This window comes from Oceanobacillus sojae (genome assembly GCF_007991515.1).
GTDB classification, from domain to species: domain Bacteria; phylum Bacillota; class Bacilli; order Bacillales; family Amphibacillaceae; genus Oceanobacillus; species Oceanobacillus sojae.
Map to the genome: position 1 here is coordinate 24,503 of NZ_BJYM01000008.1, position 20,396 is coordinate 44,898.

The window sequence follows — 20,396 nt, forward strand, 5'->3', positions numbered from 1 at the left end:
TAAATAAGGGGGAGAAAAGATGGAGTTCCGTTACTTACCGATGACAAGTGAAGATAAACAAGAAATGATGAAGGCAATAGGGATAGAGGATACAGATGAGCTGTTTGCTGATATTCCAGCAGGTGTCCGTTTACAAAAAGAACTGGATTTAAAGCAGCCCATTAATGAATATGCATTAACGAAAGAACTGACAGCATTGGCAAATAAAAATATATGTACCAAGGAAGTTGTATCATTTCTTGGAGCCGGTGTATACGATCATTATATTCCGTCCATAGTCGATCATGTGATTTCTAAATCTGAATTCTACACAGCATATACGCCTTATCAGCCAGAAATCTCTCAAGGAGAATTGCAGGCTATCTTTGAATTTCAGACAATGATATCTGAGCTGACAGGCTTACCAGTTGCGAATTCCTCTATGTATGACGGGGGAACAGCTTTAGCAGAGGCAGTTAATTTAAGTGCAGCCCAGACGAAGAGAAAGAAAGTATTGGTTTCAGATGCTGTACATCCTGAATATCAGCAGGTTATTCAAACATATGCCAAAGGACAGGAAATTGAAATTATCCCGATAAAATTAAATAACGGAAAAACAGATCTCATTCATTTAGAGGAAAAGCTTGATGATGAGATAGCAGGTGTTGTTGTTCAATATCCCAACTTTTTTGGACAGATTGAGCCGATGGATGCTATTCAAAAGCTGTTAGAAAACCAAAAGAAAACAATGCTTATTGTTTCCAGTAACCCGCTTGCTTTAGGGTACCTGACTCCTCCTGGAGAATTTGGAGCAGATATTGTAACCGGTGATACGCAAGTGTTTGGAATTCCAGCGCAATTCGGCGGACCGCATTGCGGCTACTTTGCAACAACAAAGAAATTAATGCGAAAAGTTCCCGGGCGTTTAGTAGGCCAGACAAATGATGAAAATGATGTAAGAGGCTATGTGTTGACACTGCAGGCACGTGAGCAGCATATCCGCCGTGATAAAGCGACATCAAATATATGCTCCAATCAAGCACTGAATGCTTTAGCGAGTTCTGTTGCAATGAGTTCTATCGGTAAGCACGGTATACGGAAAATGGCTGAAATGAATATGCAGAAGGCCCGTTATGCGAAAAAGAAATTTATAAAAAACGGTATACCAGTTGTTTATGAAGGTTCTTTCTTCAATGAATTTGTTATTCAGCTGGACCAGGATATTACAAAAGTGAATGCTGCTTTGCTTGAAAAAGGTATTCTTGGCGGCTTCGACTTAGGGAAGATTGACCCGGTATATCAAGGTCTGATGCTCGTGGCTGTGACAGAAATTCGTACAAAACAAGAAATTGATCAACTTGTGAAAGAATTGGGGGATATGCATGTCTGATAAAAATTTTCCATTATTATTTGAACGCAGTAAAGAAGGTAGAACAAGCTACAGCTTGCCGGAGTTAGAAATTGAATCCTTTGATCTGGAAGCGGAGTTAGGAGATGTTTATATTCGTAAAGAGCCGCCAAAGCTTCCAGAAGTAAGTGAATTAGATATTATCCGTCATTATACTGGACTTGCATCCCGCAATTATGGTGTGGATTCCGGATTTTATCCGCTTGGATCGTGTACGATGAAGTATAACCCGAAAATCAATGAAGATATTGCTCGTCTAGAAGGGTTCAGTCATATTCATCCATATCAGGACCCGGGGACAGTACAGGGTGCTTTAGAAATGCTTTACGATTTACAGGAATCTTTAAAAGAAATTACAGGCATGCATGAGGTCTCTCTGCAGTCAGCTGCCGGCGCACAGGGAGAATGGACAGCATTAATGATGATCCGGGCATTTCATGAAGCAAATGGAGACCATCACCGGACAAAAGTAATTGTGCCGGACTCGGCCCATGGAACAAATCCGGCATCCGCAGCAGTGGCTGGATTTGAAGCTGTGACAGTTAAATCAAATGAAGAGGGTCTCGTGGATCTCGATGATTTGCGGCGTGTTGTCGGGGAAGATACAGCTGCATTAATGCTTACCAATCCTAATACATTAGGTTTATTTGAAAAAGATATCTTAGAGATGGCGTCCATTGTTCATGAAGCCGGTGGAAAGCTCTATTATGACGGGGCCAATTTAAATGCGATTATGGGCTATGTAAGACCTGGAGATATGGGATTTGATGCGGTTCATTTAAACCTTCATAAAACATTTACAGGACCACATGGCGGCGGAGGACCGGGTTCAGGACCTGTTGGGGTCAGTGAGGAGCTTGCCGCTTATCTGCCAAAACCATTGATTATTAAAGACAACGGTACTTTCAGCTTGGATTATGACATACCAAAATCCATTGGCCGTGTCAAACCGTTCTATGGGAATTTCGGTATTAATTTACGTGCGTATACGTATATTCGGACGATGGGTGCAGAAGGCCTGAAAAAAGTCAGTGAATATGCTGTGTTAAATGCGAATTATATGATGCGCAAACTGGAAAAAGCATTTCAAATGCCGTATCCGCAGCATTGTAAGCATGAATTTGTACTATCAGGGAGTATTCAGAAAAAACTGGGTGTCCGGACATTAGATATGGCAAAAAGACTGTTAGATTTTGATTTTCATCCGCCGACAATTTATTTCCCGCTAAATGTGGAAGAGGGAATGATGATCGAACCGACTGAAACAGAGTCTAAAGAAACATTGGATTCCTTTATTGATACCATGATTCATATTGCAAAGGAAGTAGAAGAAAATCCGGAAATTGTTCAGGAAGCTCCGCACAATACAATTGTAAAACGGATGGATGAAGCTACAGCTGCTCGTAAGCCGATACTTCGATATGAAGAAGGGGAAATATCATAAATAACAGATAATAAAAGCTGATTCAGAGTAATTTTTGCTCTGAATCAGCTTTTAACGTTAAATATGCATTTCAATGGCGATAACCAGAAAAGATTATTTTTTTGTTTTAATCTTACCAGTCCATTTTTTAAATCCGCCTTTCAGCTGATAAATATCCTTAAATCCTTTTTTGTGCAACAGCTGCGCAGCTCTTGCGGAACGACTGCTATTTTGACAATACAGGTACACAGGCTTGTCCTTTCGCATTTCAACAAGTCTTTGCTTCATCTGTGTTACCGGAATATTACGCGCCCCAAGGATATGACCTCTTTCAAATTCCTGCGGTTCACGAACATCAATTAACTGTGCTTTACGATATCCTTCTCGAAATTGTTCTTCTGTCAATCCATTTAGATAAGTGCGTTGTCTATAAAAGCGAAAAATAGAAACCGCAAGCAGAACAACTAAAGCAATAAGTAAAAATGTCATTTTGTTTCCCCCGTCTATCTTTATATTCTACATATTCATTATATGGGCAGGGATTTTATTTTTCAAAGTTTTTATTTGTGAAACCCCTATTTATTATAAAAAAATAGTCTTCTTTCAAATTTCAGATGTTATTTTTAATAAAGGAGAGGTTTCCCCATCCATTTTAAGGGAATAAAAAAATAGCCAATATTTTAATGGGAATTACTTGCTATTCTGATAATTAACTATATATTGTGTCGAAATAATGAAATGGATACTATATATTGTATTTTGGGCAGTGGATATGATAAACTAATAATTAATTAATCGTAAGATGACAAGGAGCGATAACATTGACTATCCATTTGGAATCATTAAGACAGATTAATATAGATGCGCTTAATGAAGATATAAAAAAATTCGAAGCAGTACACTCAATTACAGAGGAAATGCATATTACACATCAAGGTGTGTCCAGGCTGGTAATGCTGGATCGATATGCTTTTAAAGATACGGAGAAAAAAACGTTAAAAAACGGCGATTTTGTCGTTCTGACTGTAAAAGCAGATCCTAAATTCCCGGCACGGGGCCTAGGGTTTATTATAGATATTAATTGGAAAGAAAACAAGGCGAAAGTGGCTGTCGAATCAGATTATATTGGTGTATTAGATAAGGAAGAAGAGCGGGAAAGCGGTATTATTACGCGTTCTCTTGATGTTATCGAGAAGCCTTTGGAAATTTATTATGAACAAATTGCCAAAAGAAATGCAACTGGGCTTTCAGAGGTTGAAGAAACGGAAGAAAGAAAGGCTGCATCCTTTGAAGCATTTTACAAGCAATTAGCTTCCATGAACTTTATTCCTGCAGGGCGCGTGCTTTATGGCGCAGGAGCTGAAACAGATGTAACATATTTTAATTGCTACGTTATGCCTTTTGTAAAAGATTCCCGCGAAGGAATTTCGGATCATCGTAAGCAGGTGATGGAGATAATGTCACGCGGCGGCGGTGTCGGTACAAATGGCTCCACGTTAAGACCGCGTAACACATTGGCTAGAGGCGTTAACGGAAAATCATCCGGCAGTGTTTCCTGGCTGGATGATATTGCTAAATTGACAAATCTGGTGGAACAAGGCGGCTCCAGACGAGGTGCGCAAATGATTATGCTTGTTGATTCTCACCCGGATATTATTGAATTTATTATTTCTAAGATGCAAAATCCGCGTATATTACGTTATTTAATAGAAAATACGGACGACGAACAAATTAAGCAGCTGGCAAAAGAAAAATTAAAATTTACGCCGCTGACTGAAACCGAATTTGATTTATATCAAGGGATTGTCAATTATAAAGCAATACCTGGTCAAGGAGGATTTACGGATGCAGCAATGAAAAAGGCCAATGACCAGCTGCGTGATGGAGGAACTTATTCGGTTCATAACCCAGATTTCCTGACAGGTGCTAATATTTCTGTTTGCATTACCAAAGAATTTATGGAAGCTGTTGAAGAGGACGATTATTATGAACTGCGATTTCCGGATGTAGAGAATTATACAACAGAAGAAATGAAAGCTTATAACGAACAGTGGCACGAGGTTGGAGATGTCCGTAAATGGGAAGAAATGGGCTATGGCGTTCGTGTGTATCGAAAAGTGAAAGCAAAAGAGCTGTGGAACCTAATCAATATTTGTGCAACGTACTCAGCAGAGCCGGGCATTTTCTTTATTGATAATGCTAATGATATGACAAATGCAAAAGCGTACGGTCAACAGGTCGTCGCAACCAACCCTTGTGGTGAGCAGCCGCTGGCACCGTTTTCTGTCTGTAATTTAGCTGCTGTCAATTTAGCAGAAATGGCAGATAAGAGAACAAAAACGGTAAATGTAGAAAAATTAAAGGATACAGTTGAGACTGGGGTTCGAATGCAGGACAATGTTATTGATGCAACACCATATTTTCTGGCCGAAAATAAAAAACAAGCATTAGGGGAAAGACGTGTCGGTTTAGGGGTTATGGGACTGCATGATTTATTAATTTACTGTGAGACAGCTTACGGTTCGGAAGAAGGAAATAAGCTTGCCGGCCAGGTATTTGAAATCATTGCAACAACAGCGTACCGGACTTCTATTGAGCTGGCAAAAGAAAAAGGAAGCTTCCCCTTCTTAGTCGGAGAAACGGAGGAAGAAACAAAAGCTTTACGTGAACGTTTTATCCAAACGGGTTATATGCAAAAAATGCCAGAGGATATTCAGGAGGGCATTCTGGAACATGGTATCCGAAACTCGCACCTGCTGACTGTAGCTCCAACAGGAAGTACAGGTACAATGGTCGGAGTAAGTACAGGGCTGGAGCCATACTTCTCATTCTCTTACTTTAGAAGCGGCAGATTAGGGAAGTTTATTGAAGTAAAAGCAGATATTGTAGAGGAATATTTACAAGCGCATCCGGAAGCAGCGGACAAGCCTTTGCCGGATTGGTTTGTAACTGCAATGGATTTAAGCCCTGAAGCACATGCTGATGCACAATGTGTGATACAGCGCTGGGTGGACAGCTCTATATCCAAAACGGTAAATGCGCCGAAGGGCTATACCGTTGATCAGGTAGAGAGTGTTTATCGACGTCTTTATAATGGCGGCGCTAAAGGCGGTACAGTCTATGTTGACGGAAGCAGAGATTCACAGGTGCTGACCCTGAAAGCGGAAGATAATCAGGTTGGAGAACAAACAGAATTATTCCCGGATGAAGAAAAAGATAAGAAAATTGTTCTTATGGACACGATTCAGGAATTAGATAAAACAAATGTAACTATCGGTTCAGAAGTAGGCGATACATGCCCGGTCTGCCGGGAGGGAAGCGTGGAAGACATTGGCGGCTGTAATACTTGTACCAGCTGCGGTGCACAATTGAAATGTGGATTGTAAAGTGAGAAGGAGAGCGGTTCTGATTGAACTGCTCTCCTTTTTTTGTGCTAATATTGACCAAGCAATCCTTTTTTCATAGCCATGCGTTCACAGTAATTAAAGAACAACAGACCGGCGACAAAATAGACAAAAGCATTTATAAATAAAATTGTTAGAGGGAGCCATCCGATATTTATTAATGTCTGTCCGTCAATCATAATGTCTCTGACTAAATCAACACCAATGACAAATGGCAGGAAATACATAAGTGGAGATGCTGCAAGCGGAATAAAAGTAAGTCCTGCCAGCAGGAATTGCAGAATCTGCAGGAATGCCTGGATCTGTTTGTAAACAATTGCCAATCCACCAACCATTAAACCGACACCATACATCCCGAAAACAGTTAAAACAAAGATAGGAAAAATAGATAAAATATCAATATTAAGCCATTGTCCTGCAGTCAGCATCGTAATAATTAATAAAACAAATATAATAATTCCGTAAATAATGGTACTGGCAATCAGTCTGGTGCTTAAAATTCGCCAGATTCCCATCGGGGACATAGATAATTGTTCAAGCGTTCCACGTATGGCTTCATTGACAATTTCAAAACCAAACATTTGAATGACACTAAGCGCCAAAAACCAAAAAATATAATTAACAATAACAAATTGGATATTAGCATCCTGTGTCGATGGATCTCCAAAAAAATGAATGACCCCGAATAATCCTAAAAAGATAAAGTAAAACGTTAAGACAAGGGCAATTGTATTTGGCAGATAACGCTTCATTTCCAGGTATTCCTTTCGCAGATTGGCACGAAATAAGTTAATCCATTGCATATTGGTGGTCTCCTTGTATAATTTTTAGAAATACTTCATCAAATCGAATTGCTTTCCGGTCAATCGAATCAATTGGTGTGCGATTTAATTGTAATACCTGAAAAATCTGATAAATATCCTCGCTTTTCTCTAGCTGTACAGTGAGATAGCTGTATACTTGATCCTCCACATATTCATTTGTCGGAAAACGTGTCGAAATTGCTTTTTGCTGGTCAAGGGAAAGCGGTTCATTTAAGGTTAAACGGTAGGAAAGGACTTCAAATAATTTTATCAGCTCATCAACCCGCTGATCGATAACGACTGTCCCCTGATTAATAATCACGGTACGATCACAAATATCGTGGATAACATCCATGTCATGAGAGCTGATTATGATCGTACGCTGATAATTTTTAACAATCGATTTCAGTATCTCCCTGACCTCCAGCCCTGTTTGCACATCCAGGCCAAGTGTCGGTTCGTCTAAAAGTAATACTTCCGTATTAGCAAGCATAGCTACGGCAATGGCTAATTTTTGCTGCATACCGCGTGAGAGTCTGTTTACTAATTCATTTTCTTTGTCTTTTAATTGGAACATATGGAGTAATTCATCAATTTCCTCTTTAACTTCCTTTCTTGATCTGCCTCTGTTTCCTGCAAAATATTCCAGATTTTCTCTGACTGTTAGCCGCCAATATAAATTACGATTTCCTTCCAGAACTGCACTGATATGCTGTAACGATTCTAAACGGTTGTCAGTATTAGGTATCCCTTTTATCTTTATCTCTCCACTGTCCGGGTACAGCAGACCACATATTAATTTAATAGTGGTTGTTTTGCCTGCTCCGTTTGGTCCTAACAATCCAAGTATCTCTCCTTTATAAACATTAAAATCAACATCCTTTACAGCTTGAATAATTTCTCTTGATTTCCTTTTACGGTAGGACTTGGCTAAATTACTAATCTCAATAATTTTCTCCACTTTATTCCTCCTCCTTATGACATAATCTTAGCAATTGTCAAAAATAACAACAACAATCTGACGAAGGAAATATGCTCCGTCTTAAGATGTAGATAATGATTTGACATTCTCCTATTCCATACTGTAAAAATGGAAAAGAGAGGGGACAATTACAGGAAAAAGATTATAACTTGAGTTTTATGGGAAAATCAGCTATGATTAAGTTAGAAAAAAAGTTTCCTTTGATAAAAAAAATTAACTTTCTTATTAAAGGCACCATAGTTATCTGCATAAACACAACGGTTTTAATAGACCGGTTAACCGTAAAAGCTATTCTACAGAATAGGTAAGCCCAGTCCCTGGGCTTAAAGAAGATATTTATTTAAGAAGAACTTTATCGGATTTGAAGAAAGAGAAATATGCTTTCAATACTTCCTTTAACGAATACCAGATTTTCTGGGGATAATGCAAAGAGAGGAGCTTTTTATGCCTACACCAAGTATGGAAGACTATATTGAAATTATTTATAATTTAATTGAAGCAAAAGGATACGCCAGAGTTTCATCTATTGCGGAAGCTTTAGAGGTGCATCCTTCCTCTGTTACAAAAATGGTACAAAAATTGGACAAGGACAAATATTTAGACTATGAAAAGTACCGGGGATTCGTGTTAACGGCGAAGGGGAAGAAAATCGGAGAACGGCTGGTTTTCAGACACGAACTGTTAGAGGAGTTCCTCGAGTTAATAGGAGTAGAAAAAGAGCGCATATATGATGATGTGGAAGGAATTGAGCATCATCTAAGCTGGAATTCTATTGACAGGATAGCAGATGTTGTTGCTTATTTTAAAGAAGATGAGCAGCGGCGTAACGATTTGCAGAAAATAAGTGAAACAAATAAAGCATAGCCAGTTGTTCTAAGAAATGACTGGTTTTTTTGATGCATTTAAATTTCTAATTAAATCCATCCCTGAAGTGGAAGAAGCATAATAAACAAGCCAATAAACGTATAAATCAATAAGCACCTATAAGGGATGGAGCGATGTCATGAAAATTGATGCTGTATTTTCTGGCGGGGGAGTGAAGGGGTTTGCATATGTTGGCGTGTTAGAATCCTGGGAAGAGAAAAATCTGCAGGTAGAACGTGCAGCAGGGACTTCTGCAGGTGCTATTATAGCAGGGTTCCTGGCTGCAGGGTATCACTATAAAGATATTAAAGAGTTAATGAAAACATTGGATGTTGAGAAATTAGCTGATCCGCCATGGTTATCAAAGGTATTGCCAGTGACAAAGTGGTTGTTTCTTTATTATCAATTAGGGCTATACAAAGGGGAGAAGCTGGAAGCGTGGCTGGGAGAAGCGTTAGCCAGACAGAATATATATCAATTCGGTGATTTAAAGCCAGGTGTGTTAAAAGTGGTTGTCAGTGATTTATCTCTGGGGAAGCTGATAGTTATTCCAGATGATTTAGAAAGAGTTTACGGACTACAGCCAGAAACTTTTTCTGTAGCTGCTGCTATTCGTATGAGTGCAGGATTTCCTTATTTTTTTATGCCAAAAAGAATCCAAGGTAAAAATAAAGAAAAAAGCGTTATAGTCGATGGTGGTTTACTTAGTAATTTTCCATTATGGATTTTTGCTGAAGATGAGAAAAAGAAAGCTCGTCCTGTAATTGGCGTGAAACTGACAGACACATCTACATCCATGGAACCCCGCGAAATTCGAAATGCTCTCAATATGTTTCCCCGCCTTTTCGCAACAATGAAGCAGGCACATGATAATCGCTATATATCAAAATCACAGGCGGACCATATTATTTTTGTACCTACTCCTGAAGTGAGCTCTATGAATTTTAATATTACAGAAGAAAGCAGAGAGAAGCTGCGGCAAATCGGGAAAGAATCCAGTGAAAGCTTTTTACGCACCTGGAGTGGTTAGGTTATCTTTAATATTCAAACGAGTCTAATGGATAAATTGCAAAAAACGCATTAAATACGTTTTTGGAAAGATATGATATTGACAGTCTTCTTCACTTAGAGAGGAAACCATGTATATGTAAAAAGGAGCTTAGTATCTAAGCTCCTGCAAAAGTTTGTAATTTAACAAGTCTGTTTAAGAAGAAACACGATTCTTTTTCTTTGATTTATTACCTTCAATAACCCGTAAATGGCTCGTTCTCCTGGTACTCTTTTTCTTTTGTCCTGGTTTCTGATTGCTGGCAGTTGTCACGGCGTTTTGACGACCATACTTTGATTTGGATTGTTTAACAGCCTGCTTGTATTTTTTCATATTATCCTGCTGCCGTCCGGAAGGCTGCTGCCTGCGTATGAGAAAGAAATAAACCAATCCAAAAATAGCTGCTCCTATTCCAATCGAAATTAATAGCCTTGATAAAAACGCAGCTGTATTTCCAAATAACTGGGAAATTAAACCAAATGCTGCAAAAGCAATTATCAAGTAAACAAAAATAGATACTGCTTTATTTCTCAATTGAAATCCTCCTTTCTCACACATTGTATTCTACTTATATTTTACCATATCTTGATAGAGTATGCCTGTTAAGGACCTTTTTCAAAGTTCACTCAGGTTCTTAGAGCAATATAGAAATTGCTGCAACACGCGAAATTTATTTGCCTATTAATTATTTATTCCCTGTTTCATGAAAAATATTCCCACAGATGTTCAAAAGATTATCCAATCATACTAGTTTTATTATTTGGCCATAATAGAGAATGGAGGTGTTTGATGATGAGACGTATGTCAAAGAAACAACAACTAAAGGACAATGAGGAATCAGTATTAAAAAAATCAATGTACACAGGGTTTATTGGAGGAGTTTTATTCAGTTTACTTGCAAGTGCTATGTATTATTTCAATTTTCTGGAGGTTACTCCGAAATATTATCTGTTAACTTCCTGGGTATCTGCAGAGTGGACAGATACATGGCTCGGTATTTTATTTACAACCATTCTGGCGGGAGCGGTCTCTTTGCTGATTGCTTGTCTTTATTATTTGATTCTCAAAAAAATAAAATATATGTGGGTTGGGATAATTTACGGTTTTATTTTATGGGTGATTCTGTTTATTTTATTTCATCCGATATTTAATGATATTCCTGCTGTGATGGAGTGGTCGATGAATACCTGGGTTACCACAATATGTTTATTTATTCTATACGGAACATTTATCGGTTATTCTATTTCTTATGATTATATGGATTCTAAGCAGACTGAAGATATAATTGAAAAAAGCTAGAATTTTCCTATCAGAGGTTATTCAAAGTAATATATATATGATAAAATTACTTATGAAACTTGAGATTTTGGAGAGGATGAAGTTTTTTGACGAAAATTGATCGCTTACGTGAAAAATTAGAAGAGAATAAAGTTGATGCAATAATTGTTGACAGTCCTTATAACAGACGTTACATTACTAATTTTACTGGAACAGCCGGAACGGCATTGGTTACAGCAGATAAAGCAATATTTATTACGGATTTTCGTTATACAGAGCAAGCTGCTGAACAGGCAGAAGCATTTGAAATTGTGGAACATAAACATGGTATGAATCAAGAAATCGCGAATCAAATAGACAAGCTGGGCGTAAAGAAATTGGCTTTTGAGAAAAATTATACGACTTATAGTCAATTTGAAACATATCAACATCAATTTTCTCAAGAATTAGTTCCCGTAGAAGGAATTATTGAAGCATTGCGTATGATTAAAACAGATGATGAATTAGCGGTTATGAAAAAAGCTGCAAAAATTGCAGATGATGCATTTGCGCATATTCAATCATTTATCCAGCCTGGTGTGCCGGAAATTGAAATTTCGAATGAACTGGAATTTTTTATGCGCAGACAGGGAGCAACCTCCTCAAGCTTCGATACAATTGTTGCTTCAGGCTTGCGTTCTGCTCTGCCGCATGGTGTTGCATCAACAAAAAAAATCCAGGAAGGTGAGCTTGTGACACTGGATTATGGTGCATTATATGATGGGTATTGCTCTGATATTACAAGAACGGTAGCTGTAGGAGAAATTTCTGTAGAGTTACGCGAAATTTATGATATAGTATTAGAGGCGAACCTTCGTGGAGTAAAAGGAACTAAACCAGGTATGACCGGGAAAGAGGCAGATGCTTTAACCCGGGATTATATTACGGAAAAAGGATTTGGCGAACGTTTCGGTCATTCAACAGGTCACGCTTTAGGAATGGAAGTACATGAGGGCCCTGGATTATCATCCCGGTCTGAAGCAGTTTTAAAAACGGGTATGGTAGTTACGGTAGAACCGGGAATTTACGTTCCGGGATTAGGCGGCTGTCGTATCGAGGATGATATTGTTATTACAGATAGTGGTAATGAGCGGCTGACGTTTGCTCCCAAAGAATTTATACAGCTATAAGGTATAGGAGGAAAAAACATGATTTCAGTAAATGATTTTAAAACAGGCTTAACAATTGAAGTGGACAATGATATTTGGCAGGTTCTTGAATTCCAGCATGTAAAGCCTGGTAAAGGTGCGGCTTTTGTCCGTTCTAAGCTTCGTAATCTGCGTAATGGAAATATTCAGGAAAAAACATTCCGTGGCGGTGAAAAAGTAGGCAAAGCACATATTGAGAATAACAAAATGCAGTATTTATATGCTTCCGGTGATTCTCATGCATTTATGGATACAGCTACTTATGAACAAATTGAAATTCCTGAGAATCAAATTAAAGATCAATTGAAATTTATTAAAGAGAATATGGAAGTTTCTGTTGTGACCTACCAAGGCGAAATTATCGGTGTTGATCTTCCAAACAACGTTGAGCTTCAAGTAACAGAAACAGAGCCGGGGATTAAAGGTGATACAGCAAGCGGCGGTTCAAAACCGGCTACATTAGAAACTGGACATACTGTACAAGTCCCGTTCTTTATTAATGAAGGTGACGTTCTCGTTATTAATACAGCAGATGGAAAATATGTTTCCAGAGCATAAATTTTAAATAGTACAAGCAGTTTGCTTATATAAAGCAAGCTGCTTTTTTTTTGCGAAAAAAATAGCAGTTGTATTCTCCTTCAACATTTCTCCGTAACATAAAGCTTTCTTTACAAAGAGCATCATTTGGTTCCAGCCCCGGGGGGCATAATTTCATTTTAAAATCATATATCTCTAAGTAAAACAAGCTGATTATGTATTTTTCAAAAAAGCGGGGTTTTATGATGCATGAGATTTTGCGGCTTTTTCCACCAAATTTGCAAACAGCGATAGAAGACTTAGCAGGTGATCAATGGCTACAGCTCCAAGAAATCCGGGTGCGTGTTCATCAAAAAATAGAGTTTATTTTTGATTCGTCTGTTCGCTGGCTGGACAAGCCATTACCTACAAAGAAAGAGGCTGTATATATTTTAAATCAGCTGAGTGAATATTCATTATATCGGATGGAGGAAGAGCTGCGTAATGGCTTCATTACGATAGAGGGCGGGCATCGTGTTGGTATTGCAGGAGGAATTATAACTTCGGATCAAAAAGTAAAAGCGATTCAACCGGTATCTTTTTTTAATATCCGTATTGCCAAGCAAAAAAAAGGATGTGCAGATGCTCTGATGCCTTATATTTATGACGGCGCTTATCATCATACAATGATTCTCGGTGCACCGCAGTCTGGAAAAACAACGATAATACGAGATATCTGCAGGCAGATAGCCAGCGGTTCTCATTCGAACCGCTCAAAAAAAGTAACGATTATTGATGAACGTTCGGAAATAGCAGCATCTATCCGCGGGGTTCCACAACATGATATAGGAATGCGTACAGATGTTTTAGATGCTTGTCCGAAAGCAGAAGGAATGATGATGGCTATTCGCACCTTATCCCCCGATATTCTTGTAGTTGATGAAATAGGTGCGGAAAAGGATGTTGAAGCGATTATAGAGGCATCACAGGCAGGAGTGAAGGTTATTTGTACGATACATGCGAATGATATAGCTGACTTATTCCGCCGTCCAACCATGAAAAAAATATTACAGGAATCTATTTTTGAACGATTTTTACTTCTGGGACAAGGAAAAAGGATTGGTAGGCTTATTCATGCTTTTGACAGAGATGGTAAGCAGATCAGCACCAGGCAAAGAGGTGGTGAAATTGAAATGGATTGGCGTACTACTTTTAATTAGTATGTCTACGGCTCTTGGATGGGAATGGGGAAGAGCGTTAAAACAGCGTCCAAAGCATATTCAATTATTTTTACAGTCGCTTCAGATATTAGAGGCAGAAATGGTATACAGCCAGGTTCCATTACAGGAAGCATTTCAAATTATTGCGAAGAAATTACCAAATCCAATAGCTATGTTTTATCAAGAGCTGGCTGACGCATTGAAAAATAAAGAAAAGGATTTCGATGAGATATGGGAAGAATGTATCCAAAAATTAATCGGACAATCCTCGCTGCAAAAAAGTGAGATGGAGATATTGATTCAATTTGGCAGAACACTTGGCCAGCATGATATTGAGCAGCAGCAAAAGCATTTAAAATTAACGAATCTCTATTTGGAAGAGCAATGGAAAAATGCCACAGAACGTTTTAATACCTATGGAAGGCTGTCAAATGTATTAGGCCTTTTATGTGGTATCTTTCTGGCACTTTTGTTTATTTAAGAAGATGTTAAGAAAAACAAGAAAATCACTTGGACTATAAAATACTGGTGTTCTTGCCGAGGAGGTGTCCGCTACGACGGTTTTTGATGGGGCGAGTAATCGCAAAAGCTCTTCGGTGGGACGAGTAATCGTAGTCCCACCGAAGAAGAAATACACGGAGACTCGTGGGGGAATATGCAGAGTAAGTTCAGTTAAGTTCGCGACGTCCTGTCTCAGGCACCGAACTGACATACATCGTGTATGCCCCCTTGGGTGAAAAAAGTGCACTTCTTTTTTCACCCAAGGGCATAAGTGCAGCTTTAGCTATGTCTGCGCCTGTCGGCTTGCCAATCACTAAGTCTTCTTTATCAAGGAGATGAGCTCGGGGCCCACGGAAAGCGTAGTGTATTTCTGGGGGGCTAAGATTACTTGTCCCATGAAAACCGTTGGAACGGCTATTCTTCAGCATTTTTATATACTTTCTTATTTTTTCAAAAAGTTCTATTTACCGGGCTTTTTGAACACGTACTTTAAAGAAAATTTGTGGCATGAAGGAAGGGGCAAGGACATGTTTGTAGATGCATTAATTCTATTTCAGATTGCTGGTATAGGCATTATTGTTGCGCTTATCCATACGATTTTAAAACAAATGGGGAAAGAAGAAATTGCACAGTTTGCCACGCTAATTGGTTTTATACTCGTTCTGCTCATTGTAGTTAACGGGCTGTCAGATTTATTTCAGCAGATCAGGTCTGTATTTCTATTTTAAGGAGATTGGACATGGATATTCTCCAAATTACAATTCTAGGCGTTTTAGCAAGTTTACTATATATCCTTCTAAAAGAAGTACACGGTTCCATTGCTTTTTTAATTATTCTTATTACGGGTATTGTTATTTTTTTCTCCATAATCCAGCAAATTCAGTTAATATTTGAAACAATTCGGAAGCTGGGAGATCAGGCAAACGTTCAGGGACTTTATTTAACAACTATTTTAAAAATCATCGGTATATCCTATATTGCAGAAATCGGGGCACATTTGACGAAGGACGCCGGTCTGAATTCTGTATCAAAGTATATTGAATTAGCAGGGAAAATATTTATTTTATTACTTGCCGTCCCGATTATTACTGCTGTCATTGAAGCGATTATCGGTTTCATCCCTAATGTTTGACCGGCGAAAGAAAACGAGGCCAGGAAAGGGAGTATCCATATTGTGTATAAGACCTGCCAAATTACTCCAGACGATATGTATGTTATTCATTTTTTTTATAGCTGTTCAAGGCATTCCAATTGTTGCTGCAGCAGAGGATAACCCGGTTGAAGATCCCATTACCGCAGAAGAAGAGGAAACGCTTCAAAATACATTATTAGATGAGATTTCATTAGATGAAATTCAATCCTATTGGGATGAGCTGATAACGGAATACGGTGATAACTTACCTGATTTACAAAAAATCAGCATCTATGAATGGATAAAAAATGGAGATAGCATATCAATACAGGACATCCTGTTATATTTTTTACGGTATCTCCTGCATGAACTGATTATTAACGGAAAACTCCTTGGCACTCTTTTAATGCTGACATTATTTGCGGTTGTACTGCAATCTATTCAGTCAGCATTTGAACAGACAACTGTCAGCAAGGTTGCCTATTTTGTTGTATTTTTAGTCCTGTTATTTATTGTATTGAACAGTTTTTATTTGGCGACCTCCTATACCAAAGAAGCTATTGATACCATGCAAAGCTTTATGATTGCGCTCCTCCCTCTGGTGCTGGGGATGATGGCGAGCTTTGGAAGCGTAATTTCTGTCTCTTTTTTTCATCCGGTTATTATTTTTTTTATTCACTTTAGCGGTGTATTTATCTCAACCTTTATTTTACCTTTATTGTTTCTTTCAGCGATGCTGGTTATTATAAGCAGTTTAAATAGCCACTATAAAGTTACTCATTTGGCAAATCTTTTTAGAAATGTTGCGGTTGGCAGTCTGGGGATTTTTTTAACGATCTTCCTGGGCGTTATTTCTGTCCAAGGTACTGCAACAGCAATTCAGGACGGGGTAGCAATAAAGACAGCAAAATTTGTAACAGGAAATTTTATACCTGTGTTAGGACGAACCTTTACAGATGCAGCTGATACTATCCTCAGCGCTTCACTTATTTTAAAAAATGCTGTCGGCATGATCGGTCTTTTTATTATTTTATTTATTGTGGCTTTTCCAGCTTTGAAGGTGGGAGTAATCGCAATTATTTATAAACTGGCAGCTGCTATTTTGCAGCCCCTCGGCGGCGGACCTATTGTCCAATGCCTGAATACTGTTAGCACGTATATTTTGTTTATCTTAGCCTGTTTATTGGCTGTATCACTTATGTTCCTGCTGGGTATTGTCATTATTGTGGCAGCAAGTAATTTAACCGTTTTACTACGATAGGGGTGATAAGAATCGGAATATTTACAGATTGGGTAACACAAATTATTTTATTTATTATTCTGGCTTCTGTGATTGATTTGCTTATCCCTGCCAACCATTTGCAAAAATATGTCCGGCTGGCTATTAGTTTAATATTAATTTTGATTCTTCTTCAGCCTGTTTTTTATTTATTTAATACGGACATAAATGCGGCCATATCAAGCTCTATGAACCGAATTGAGAGTCAGTTTAATAATCAGTCATCGATAGAAAATCAAATAGATTTTGAAAAAAATGAAATAGAAAATGGACAAGATGCATATATTTTAAAACAAATGGCTATTGAATTGGAAAAAATAGCAGAGGAATCGTTAAAAGAGGAATTTGCCGTAGAGATTACATCTATTGATTTCCAATTTGCTGTAACGGATTCCTTAACTTATGAGGATCTGACAGAGGTCATTGTCTATATAACAGAATCAGAACCAGGGGAAGGAGCGATGAATACGGTTGAGGATGTTGTTATTGAATGGGACCACGAGGAGGAAGAGCATGCAGAAGAATCGTTTCAGGAGATTGAGAACAGTTTAAGAGAGCTTTGGGAGATTGAAGATAAAGAAATAACGGTCTATTGGGAAGGAGAGGGATTTTGAAAAATAAACTAACTTCTTTTTTAAAACAGGCCAATAGTAATGAGGAAGTTTCCGGGAAAGAACAAAAACAGCCCTCTAAAAAAATCGGGTTTATTGTCATCTTAGGTTTAGTGGGAATTCTGATTATGGTTATCAGTAACCTGCTGAAGCCAGAACAAGAGGCGCAGCCGGTTCCTTATGATGATACGCAGATAGAGATTTCTGAAGAAGCAGCAACTCAGTCGATGAATGGAGAAGTAAAAGAATTGGAAAATGAGCTGGGTGAGCAGCTGGCCAGTATGCTGAATCAAATGGATGGTATTTCAGAAACGGAAGTAATGATTAATTTAGAGGCAACCAGTGAGCAGGTTTATGAAAAAAATCGGACAACGGGTCAGCAGACAACAGATGAAACGGATCGCAATGGAGGTTCCAGAGTAGTGCAGGATCAGACAGATGATCATCAGGTGGTGCTCTACCGGCAGGGAGATCAGGAAACCCCTTTACTTGTACAAACAAAACAGCCAGAAGTGCGGGGCGTATTTATTATTGGACAAGGGATGGAAAGTCAATCTATTAAAAGTCAAGTAATTGAAGCAGTATCAAGAGTGTTAGATGTCCCTTCACATAAAATTTCAGTAATGGCTAAAAATTAAGGAGGTAGAATGTATGTTAAAAAAACAAACAGTATGGTTACTGACAATGTTAAGCTTGATGGTTGTTTTAAGTGTGTATTATATTTTTTCGTCAAATGGGAATGATTTAGCTTTTGTAAATGATGGACAAGAAACAGCCACAGAAGATGCGGTACCGGCAACGCAATCTGAAGAAGACATCGAAGTGGAGAATATAGAAAATGTAGATAGTGATGAATTATTTACAACCATCCGAATGGAAATCCAGGATGAACGCAGCAGGAAAAAAAGTCAGTTAACAGATGTAGTGGCTTCAGCAAATGCATCACCAACTGAAAAGGATGAAGCACTGCAGGAAATTGACAGTTTAGAGGAATTATCGGTTAAAGAAAACCTTATTCAGCAACAACTTCTGGCTGCTACAGAATATGAAGATATTCTTGTCCGCTCCGATGGTGAGAAAGTACATGTACATGTGAAAACAGAAGAATTATCTAATACAGAAGCAGCAAATATTATGCAGATGGTTCGTGATGAATTTGGAAGAGATATTGTAACAGAAGTTAATTTCCAGCCGACAGGTAAATAAAATCTGAAGCCAGCAGCCCCTGAACTGCTGGTTTTTCTTATTTTTAACTCAACTTTCGTACCTGAGAATAAGCATCTATACCTTCCTATTCCAGGATGAACATGTTCTTTATTATCCTGCTTGCATTTTGTTAAATCATCCTTCTATTGAAATGGAGATTGTGTATAGCGCCTTCAACCAACCACTACGCTTTCCGACGTACAAATGTTTCCGATGGGGCGAGTAATCGCAGTCCCAGGACGTACTAGTGCAGACGTTGCAACAACTCTTTTCGATGGGGTGAGTAATCTTAGGCCCCAGGAGTCACGGGTTTAGCCTGCGAACCACTTAGGAGTCTTCGCGGCTGGTCTGCGCTCAGTTAGGTTTCTACAGCGCATGGCAGAAATCATATTCTGATGGAGTTGGATGAAATAATCGCTTTTTGCTTGGTAAAAAGATCATTTATGTGTTTCAAATGGTTGATTTGGCAATTGAAGTGATGCTACAGCCATGGATAGTAAATATCAGGAATAACTTTTATACACAGAAAATAATCGTGACAGGACATTTTATATGGACCATGAAAAATATGTTCTTTACCGGTCTAATTTCTATTGACTCAGTTGTACTAAACAGTATAGAGCCCCCTTCCAGCGGAGGCGGACCGTTTTGACTCCTGAGGGATTAGCACCATCTGAAGATCCACTTTTGCCAAGTGCTCTTCTTGGCAAAAGTTAGCTGAAGAGCGTGCCCCTAGGAAAGCAAAACGGTCCGCCGCAGCGGTAGCCTTACATGTTACCTTCTTTCTAGATAGAGTTTATGCTATGTCAAGAGATAGATGGAAGGAATGATCAACACCTGTCTCTATGATAAGCAAGTTATTTTTTTAGGTGCGAAAGTTGAGTTTTAAAAATATAGTTCAAACCAACATTATCGGGCTATAACTGTTATAATAACAAGATAGTATTTGCGGTAGACTTGAAGTTTTTATTCATTTTATCGTAATATATTAGAAGGTAATGAAACAGCCAATATGAAATACTAAAAAAAGATTTTAATCGAAGCGAGGAGTGCCAATATGTTACAAGTAGATGAGATTAGAGAAATTATTGAAATGGTCGATAAATCATCGTTAACAGAATTTTCCTATGAGGCAAACGGTGCAGTAATAGCTATGAAAAAAAATACAGGTTCTGTAACTACTACCGTTCAAACACAGCCTCAAATTACAGCTGAACCTCAAGCTCCGTCGGTTCAAAAACCGCAGCCTGAAGCAAGTGCTCAAACAGAAACGAAAGCAGAAGAAACACCTCAGGCTTCGGCTGATTATGATTATGAAATTGTTTCCCCGATGGTTGGGACATTTTATGCTTCTTCTTCGCCGGACAGCGATCCTTTTGTGACAAAAGGCAGCGCGGTGAATACAAACACGGTTGTATGTATTGTGGAAGCGATGAAATTATTTAATGAAATTGAAGCTGAAACTAATGGAGAAATCGTGGAAGTTTTAGTTGAAAATGGTGAGCTTGTAGAATATGGCCAGCCGTTATTTAGAGTAAAGAAGAAGTAAGGGGAT

General features: G+C 38.4%; 22 protein-coding genes. 18 read left to right on the forward strand and 4 right to left on the reverse strand.

The window, feature by feature from the left end; translation table 11 throughout:
- The first annotated feature begins 19 nt into the window (after positions 1–19).
- Together gcvPA and gcvPB are read left to right on the forward strand one after the other, a co-directional pair.
- The gene (gene gcvPA, locus OSO01_RS10445; protein ID WP_147210383.1) at positions 20–1,369 is read left to right on the forward strand and encodes an aminomethyl-transferring glycine dehydrogenase subunit GcvPA; all 1,350 of its coding nucleotides are present in this window, start codon (positions 20–22) and stop codon (positions 1,367–1,369) included.
- Positions 1,362–2,831: an aminomethyl-transferring glycine dehydrogenase subunit GcvPB gene (gcvPB, locus tag OSO01_RS10450; RefSeq protein ID WP_147210384.1), complete on the forward strand. Its 1,470-nt coding sequence runs from the start codon at positions 1,362–1,364 to the stop codon at positions 2,829–2,831. The genes gcvPA and gcvPB overlap by 8 nt, the downstream gene beginning before the upstream one ends.
- Before the next feature lie 93 nt (positions 2,832–2,924).
- On the opposite strand, the gene OSO01_RS10455 is transcribed toward gcvPB, so the two are convergent.
- A complete protein-coding gene (locus tag OSO01_RS10455) occupies positions 2,925–3,299 on the reverse strand; it encodes a rhodanese-like domain-containing protein (protein ID WP_147210385.1) in 375 nt (124 codons plus the stop codon).
- A gap of 332 nt (positions 3,300–3,631) precedes the next feature.
- Here OSO01_RS10455 and OSO01_RS10460 point away from each other — a divergent pair, with 332 nt between their 5' ends.
- Positions 3,632–6,196 (forward strand): vitamin B12-dependent ribonucleotide reductase, encoded by a 2,565-nt coding sequence (locus tag OSO01_RS10460; protein WP_147210386.1) that lies wholly within the window; start codon positions 3,632–3,634, stop codon positions 6,194–6,196.
- A 47-nt stretch (positions 6,197–6,243) separates the two neighbouring features.
- Here OSO01_RS10460 and OSO01_RS10465 read toward each other — a convergent pair whose 3' ends face one another.
- On the reverse strand, positions 6,244–7,017 hold the full coding sequence (locus tag OSO01_RS10465) for an ABC transporter permease (protein WP_147210387.1): 774 nt from the start codon (positions 7,015–7,017) through the stop codon (positions 6,244–6,246).
- Positions 7,004–7,978, reverse strand: coding sequence for an ABC transporter ATP-binding protein (locus OSO01_RS10470; RefSeq protein ID WP_147210388.1), 975 nt, complete (start codon positions 7,976–7,978; stop codon positions 7,004–7,006). Before OSO01_RS10470 ends, OSO01_RS10465 begins: the two co-directional genes overlap by 14 nt.
- Before the next feature lie 465 nt (positions 7,979–8,443).
- Here OSO01_RS10470 and mntR point away from each other — a divergent pair, with 465 nt between their 5' ends.
- Together mntR and OSO01_RS10480 are read left to right on the forward strand one after the other, a co-directional pair.
- Positions 8,444–8,863, forward strand: a complete 420-nt coding sequence (gene mntR, locus OSO01_RS10475; RefSeq protein WP_147210389.1) for a transcriptional regulator MntR — start codon at positions 8,444–8,446, stop codon at positions 8,861–8,863.
- A 139-nt stretch (positions 8,864–9,002) separates the two neighbouring features.
- Positions 9,003–9,893 carry a patatin-like phospholipase family protein gene (locus OSO01_RS10480; protein ID WP_147210390.1) on the forward strand — a complete coding sequence of 297 codons (891 nt, stop codon included), beginning with the start codon at positions 9,003–9,005 and terminating at the stop codon, positions 9,891–9,893.
- Positions 9,894–10,067: 174 nt separating this feature from the next.
- Here OSO01_RS10480 and OSO01_RS10485 read toward each other — a convergent pair whose 3' ends face one another.
- Positions 10,068–10,445, reverse strand: a complete 378-nt coding sequence (locus OSO01_RS10485) for an SA1362 family protein (protein ID WP_147210391.1) — start codon at positions 10,443–10,445, stop codon at positions 10,068–10,070.
- Between the two features lie 255 nt (positions 10,446–10,700).
- On the opposite strand from OSO01_RS10485, the gene OSO01_RS10490 reads away from it, so the two are divergent.
- The 13 genes from OSO01_RS10490 to accB all read left to right on the forward strand — a co-directional run bounded on the left by OSO01_RS10490 (position 10,701) and on the right by accB (position 20,390).
- Positions 10,701–11,210, forward strand: a complete 510-nt coding sequence (locus OSO01_RS10490; protein WP_246145120.1) for a YqhR family membrane protein — start codon at positions 10,701–10,703, stop codon at positions 11,208–11,210.
- Positions 11,211–11,296: 86 nt separating this feature from the next.
- Positions 11,297–12,358: a M24 family metallopeptidase gene (locus OSO01_RS10495; RefSeq protein WP_147210392.1), complete on the forward strand. Its 1,062-nt coding sequence runs from the start codon at positions 11,297–11,299 to the stop codon at positions 12,356–12,358.
- An 18-nt stretch (positions 12,359–12,376) separates the two neighbouring features.
- Positions 12,377–12,934, forward strand: a complete 558-nt coding sequence (gene efp / locus OSO01_RS10500) for an elongation factor P (RefSeq protein ID WP_147210393.1) — start codon at positions 12,377–12,379, stop codon at positions 12,932–12,934.
- Positions 12,935–13,155: 221 nt separating this feature from the next.
- The gene (gene spoIIIAA / locus OSO01_RS10505; RefSeq protein ID WP_246145121.1) at positions 13,156–14,112 is read left to right on the forward strand and encodes a stage III sporulation protein AA; all 957 of its coding nucleotides are present in this window, start codon (positions 13,156–13,158) and stop codon (positions 14,110–14,112) included.
- On the forward strand, positions 14,075–14,593 hold the full coding sequence (gene spoIIIAB / locus OSO01_RS10510; protein ID WP_246145122.1) for a stage III sporulation protein SpoIIIAB: 519 nt from the start codon (positions 14,075–14,077) through the stop codon (positions 14,591–14,593). Before spoIIIAA ends, spoIIIAB begins: the two co-directional genes overlap by 38 nt.
- Positions 14,594–15,140: 547 nt before the next feature.
- Complete coding sequence (gene spoIIIAC / locus OSO01_RS10515; RefSeq protein ID WP_042534715.1) at positions 15,141–15,341, forward strand: stage III sporulation protein AC; 201 nt, start codon at positions 15,141–15,143, stop codon at positions 15,339–15,341.
- Between the two features lie 11 nt (positions 15,342–15,352).
- Positions 15,353–15,745: a stage III sporulation protein AD gene (gene spoIIIAD, locus OSO01_RS10520; protein WP_147210395.1), complete on the forward strand. Its 393-nt coding sequence runs from the start codon at positions 15,353–15,355 to the stop codon at positions 15,743–15,745.
- 46 nt (positions 15,746–15,791) lie between these two features.
- Positions 15,792–17,006, forward strand: a complete 1,215-nt coding sequence (gene spoIIIAE, locus OSO01_RS10525) for a stage III sporulation protein AE (protein ID WP_246145132.1) — start codon at positions 15,792–15,794, stop codon at positions 17,004–17,006.
- Between the two features lie 2 nt (positions 17,007–17,008).
- Positions 17,009–17,638, forward strand: coding sequence for a stage III sporulation protein AF (gene spoIIIAF / locus OSO01_RS10530; RefSeq protein ID WP_246145123.1), 630 nt, complete (start codon positions 17,009–17,011; stop codon positions 17,636–17,638).
- Positions 17,635–18,273, forward strand: coding sequence for a stage III sporulation protein AG (spoIIIAG, locus tag OSO01_RS10535; RefSeq protein WP_147210397.1), 639 nt, complete (start codon positions 17,635–17,637; stop codon positions 18,271–18,273). The genes spoIIIAF and spoIIIAG overlap by 4 nt, the downstream gene beginning before the upstream one ends.
- Positions 18,274–18,286: 13 nt before the next feature.
- Positions 18,287–18,841 carry a SpoIIIAH-like family protein gene (locus tag OSO01_RS10540; protein ID WP_147210398.1) on the forward strand — a complete coding sequence of 185 codons (555 nt, stop codon included), beginning with the start codon at positions 18,287–18,289 and terminating at the stop codon, positions 18,839–18,841.
- A gap of 421 nt (positions 18,842–19,262) precedes the next feature.
- A complete protein-coding gene (locus OSO01_RS10545) occupies positions 19,263–19,493 on the forward strand; it encodes a hypothetical protein (RefSeq protein ID WP_186813629.1) in 231 nt (76 codons plus the stop codon).
- A 405-nt stretch (positions 19,494–19,898) separates the two neighbouring features.
- Complete coding sequence (gene accB / locus OSO01_RS10550; protein WP_147210400.1) at positions 19,899–20,390, forward strand: acetyl-CoA carboxylase biotin carboxyl carrier protein; 492 nt, start codon at positions 19,899–19,901, stop codon at positions 20,388–20,390.
- Positions 20,391–20,396 lie beyond the last annotated feature (6 nt).

Bases quoted from the DNA above. Each gene is read 5' to 3' on its own strand.
- OSO01_RS10480 (WP_147210390.1), top strand. From the start codon at position 9,003: ATGAAAATTGATGCTGTATTTTCTGGCGGGGGAGTGAAGGGGTTTGCA.
- spoIIIAA (WP_246145121.1), top strand. From the start codon at position 13,156: ATGATGCATGAGATTTTGCGGCTTTTTCCACCAAATTTGCAAACAGCG.
- OSO01_RS10465 (WP_147210387.1), bottom strand. From the start codon at position 7,017: ATGCAATGGATTAACTTATTTCGTGCCAATCTGCGAAAGGAATACCTG.
- OSO01_RS10490 (WP_246145120.1), top strand. From the start codon at position 10,701: ATGATGAGACGTATGTCAAAGAAACAACAACTAAAGGACAATGAGGAA.
- mntR (WP_147210389.1), top strand. From the start codon at position 8,444: ATGCCTACACCAAGTATGGAAGACTATATTGAAATTATTTATAATTTA.
- spoIIIAC (WP_042534715.1), top strand. From the start codon at position 15,141: ATGTTTGTAGATGCATTAATTCTATTTCAGATTGCTGGTATAGGCATT.
- accB (WP_147210400.1), top strand. From the start codon at position 19,899: ATGTTACAAGTAGATGAGATTAGAGAAATTATTGAAATGGTCGATAAA.
- spoIIIAD (WP_147210395.1), top strand. From the start codon at position 15,353: ATGGATATTCTCCAAATTACAATTCTAGGCGTTTTAGCAAGTTTACTA.
- gcvPA (WP_147210383.1), top strand. From the start codon at position 20: ATGGAGTTCCGTTACTTACCGATGACAAGTGAAGATAAACAAGAAATG.
- efp (WP_147210393.1), top strand. From the start codon at position 12,377: ATGATTTCAGTAAATGATTTTAAAACAGGCTTAACAATTGAAGTGGAC.
- OSO01_RS10455 (WP_147210385.1), bottom strand. From the start codon at position 3,299: ATGACATTTTTACTTATTGCTTTAGTTGTTCTGCTTGCGGTTTCTATT.
- gcvPB (WP_147210384.1), top strand. From the start codon at position 1,362: ATGTCTGATAAAAATTTTCCATTATTATTTGAACGCAGTAAAGAAGGT.
- OSO01_RS10540 (WP_147210398.1), top strand. From the start codon at position 18,287: ATGTTAAAAAAACAAACAGTATGGTTACTGACAATGTTAAGCTTGATG.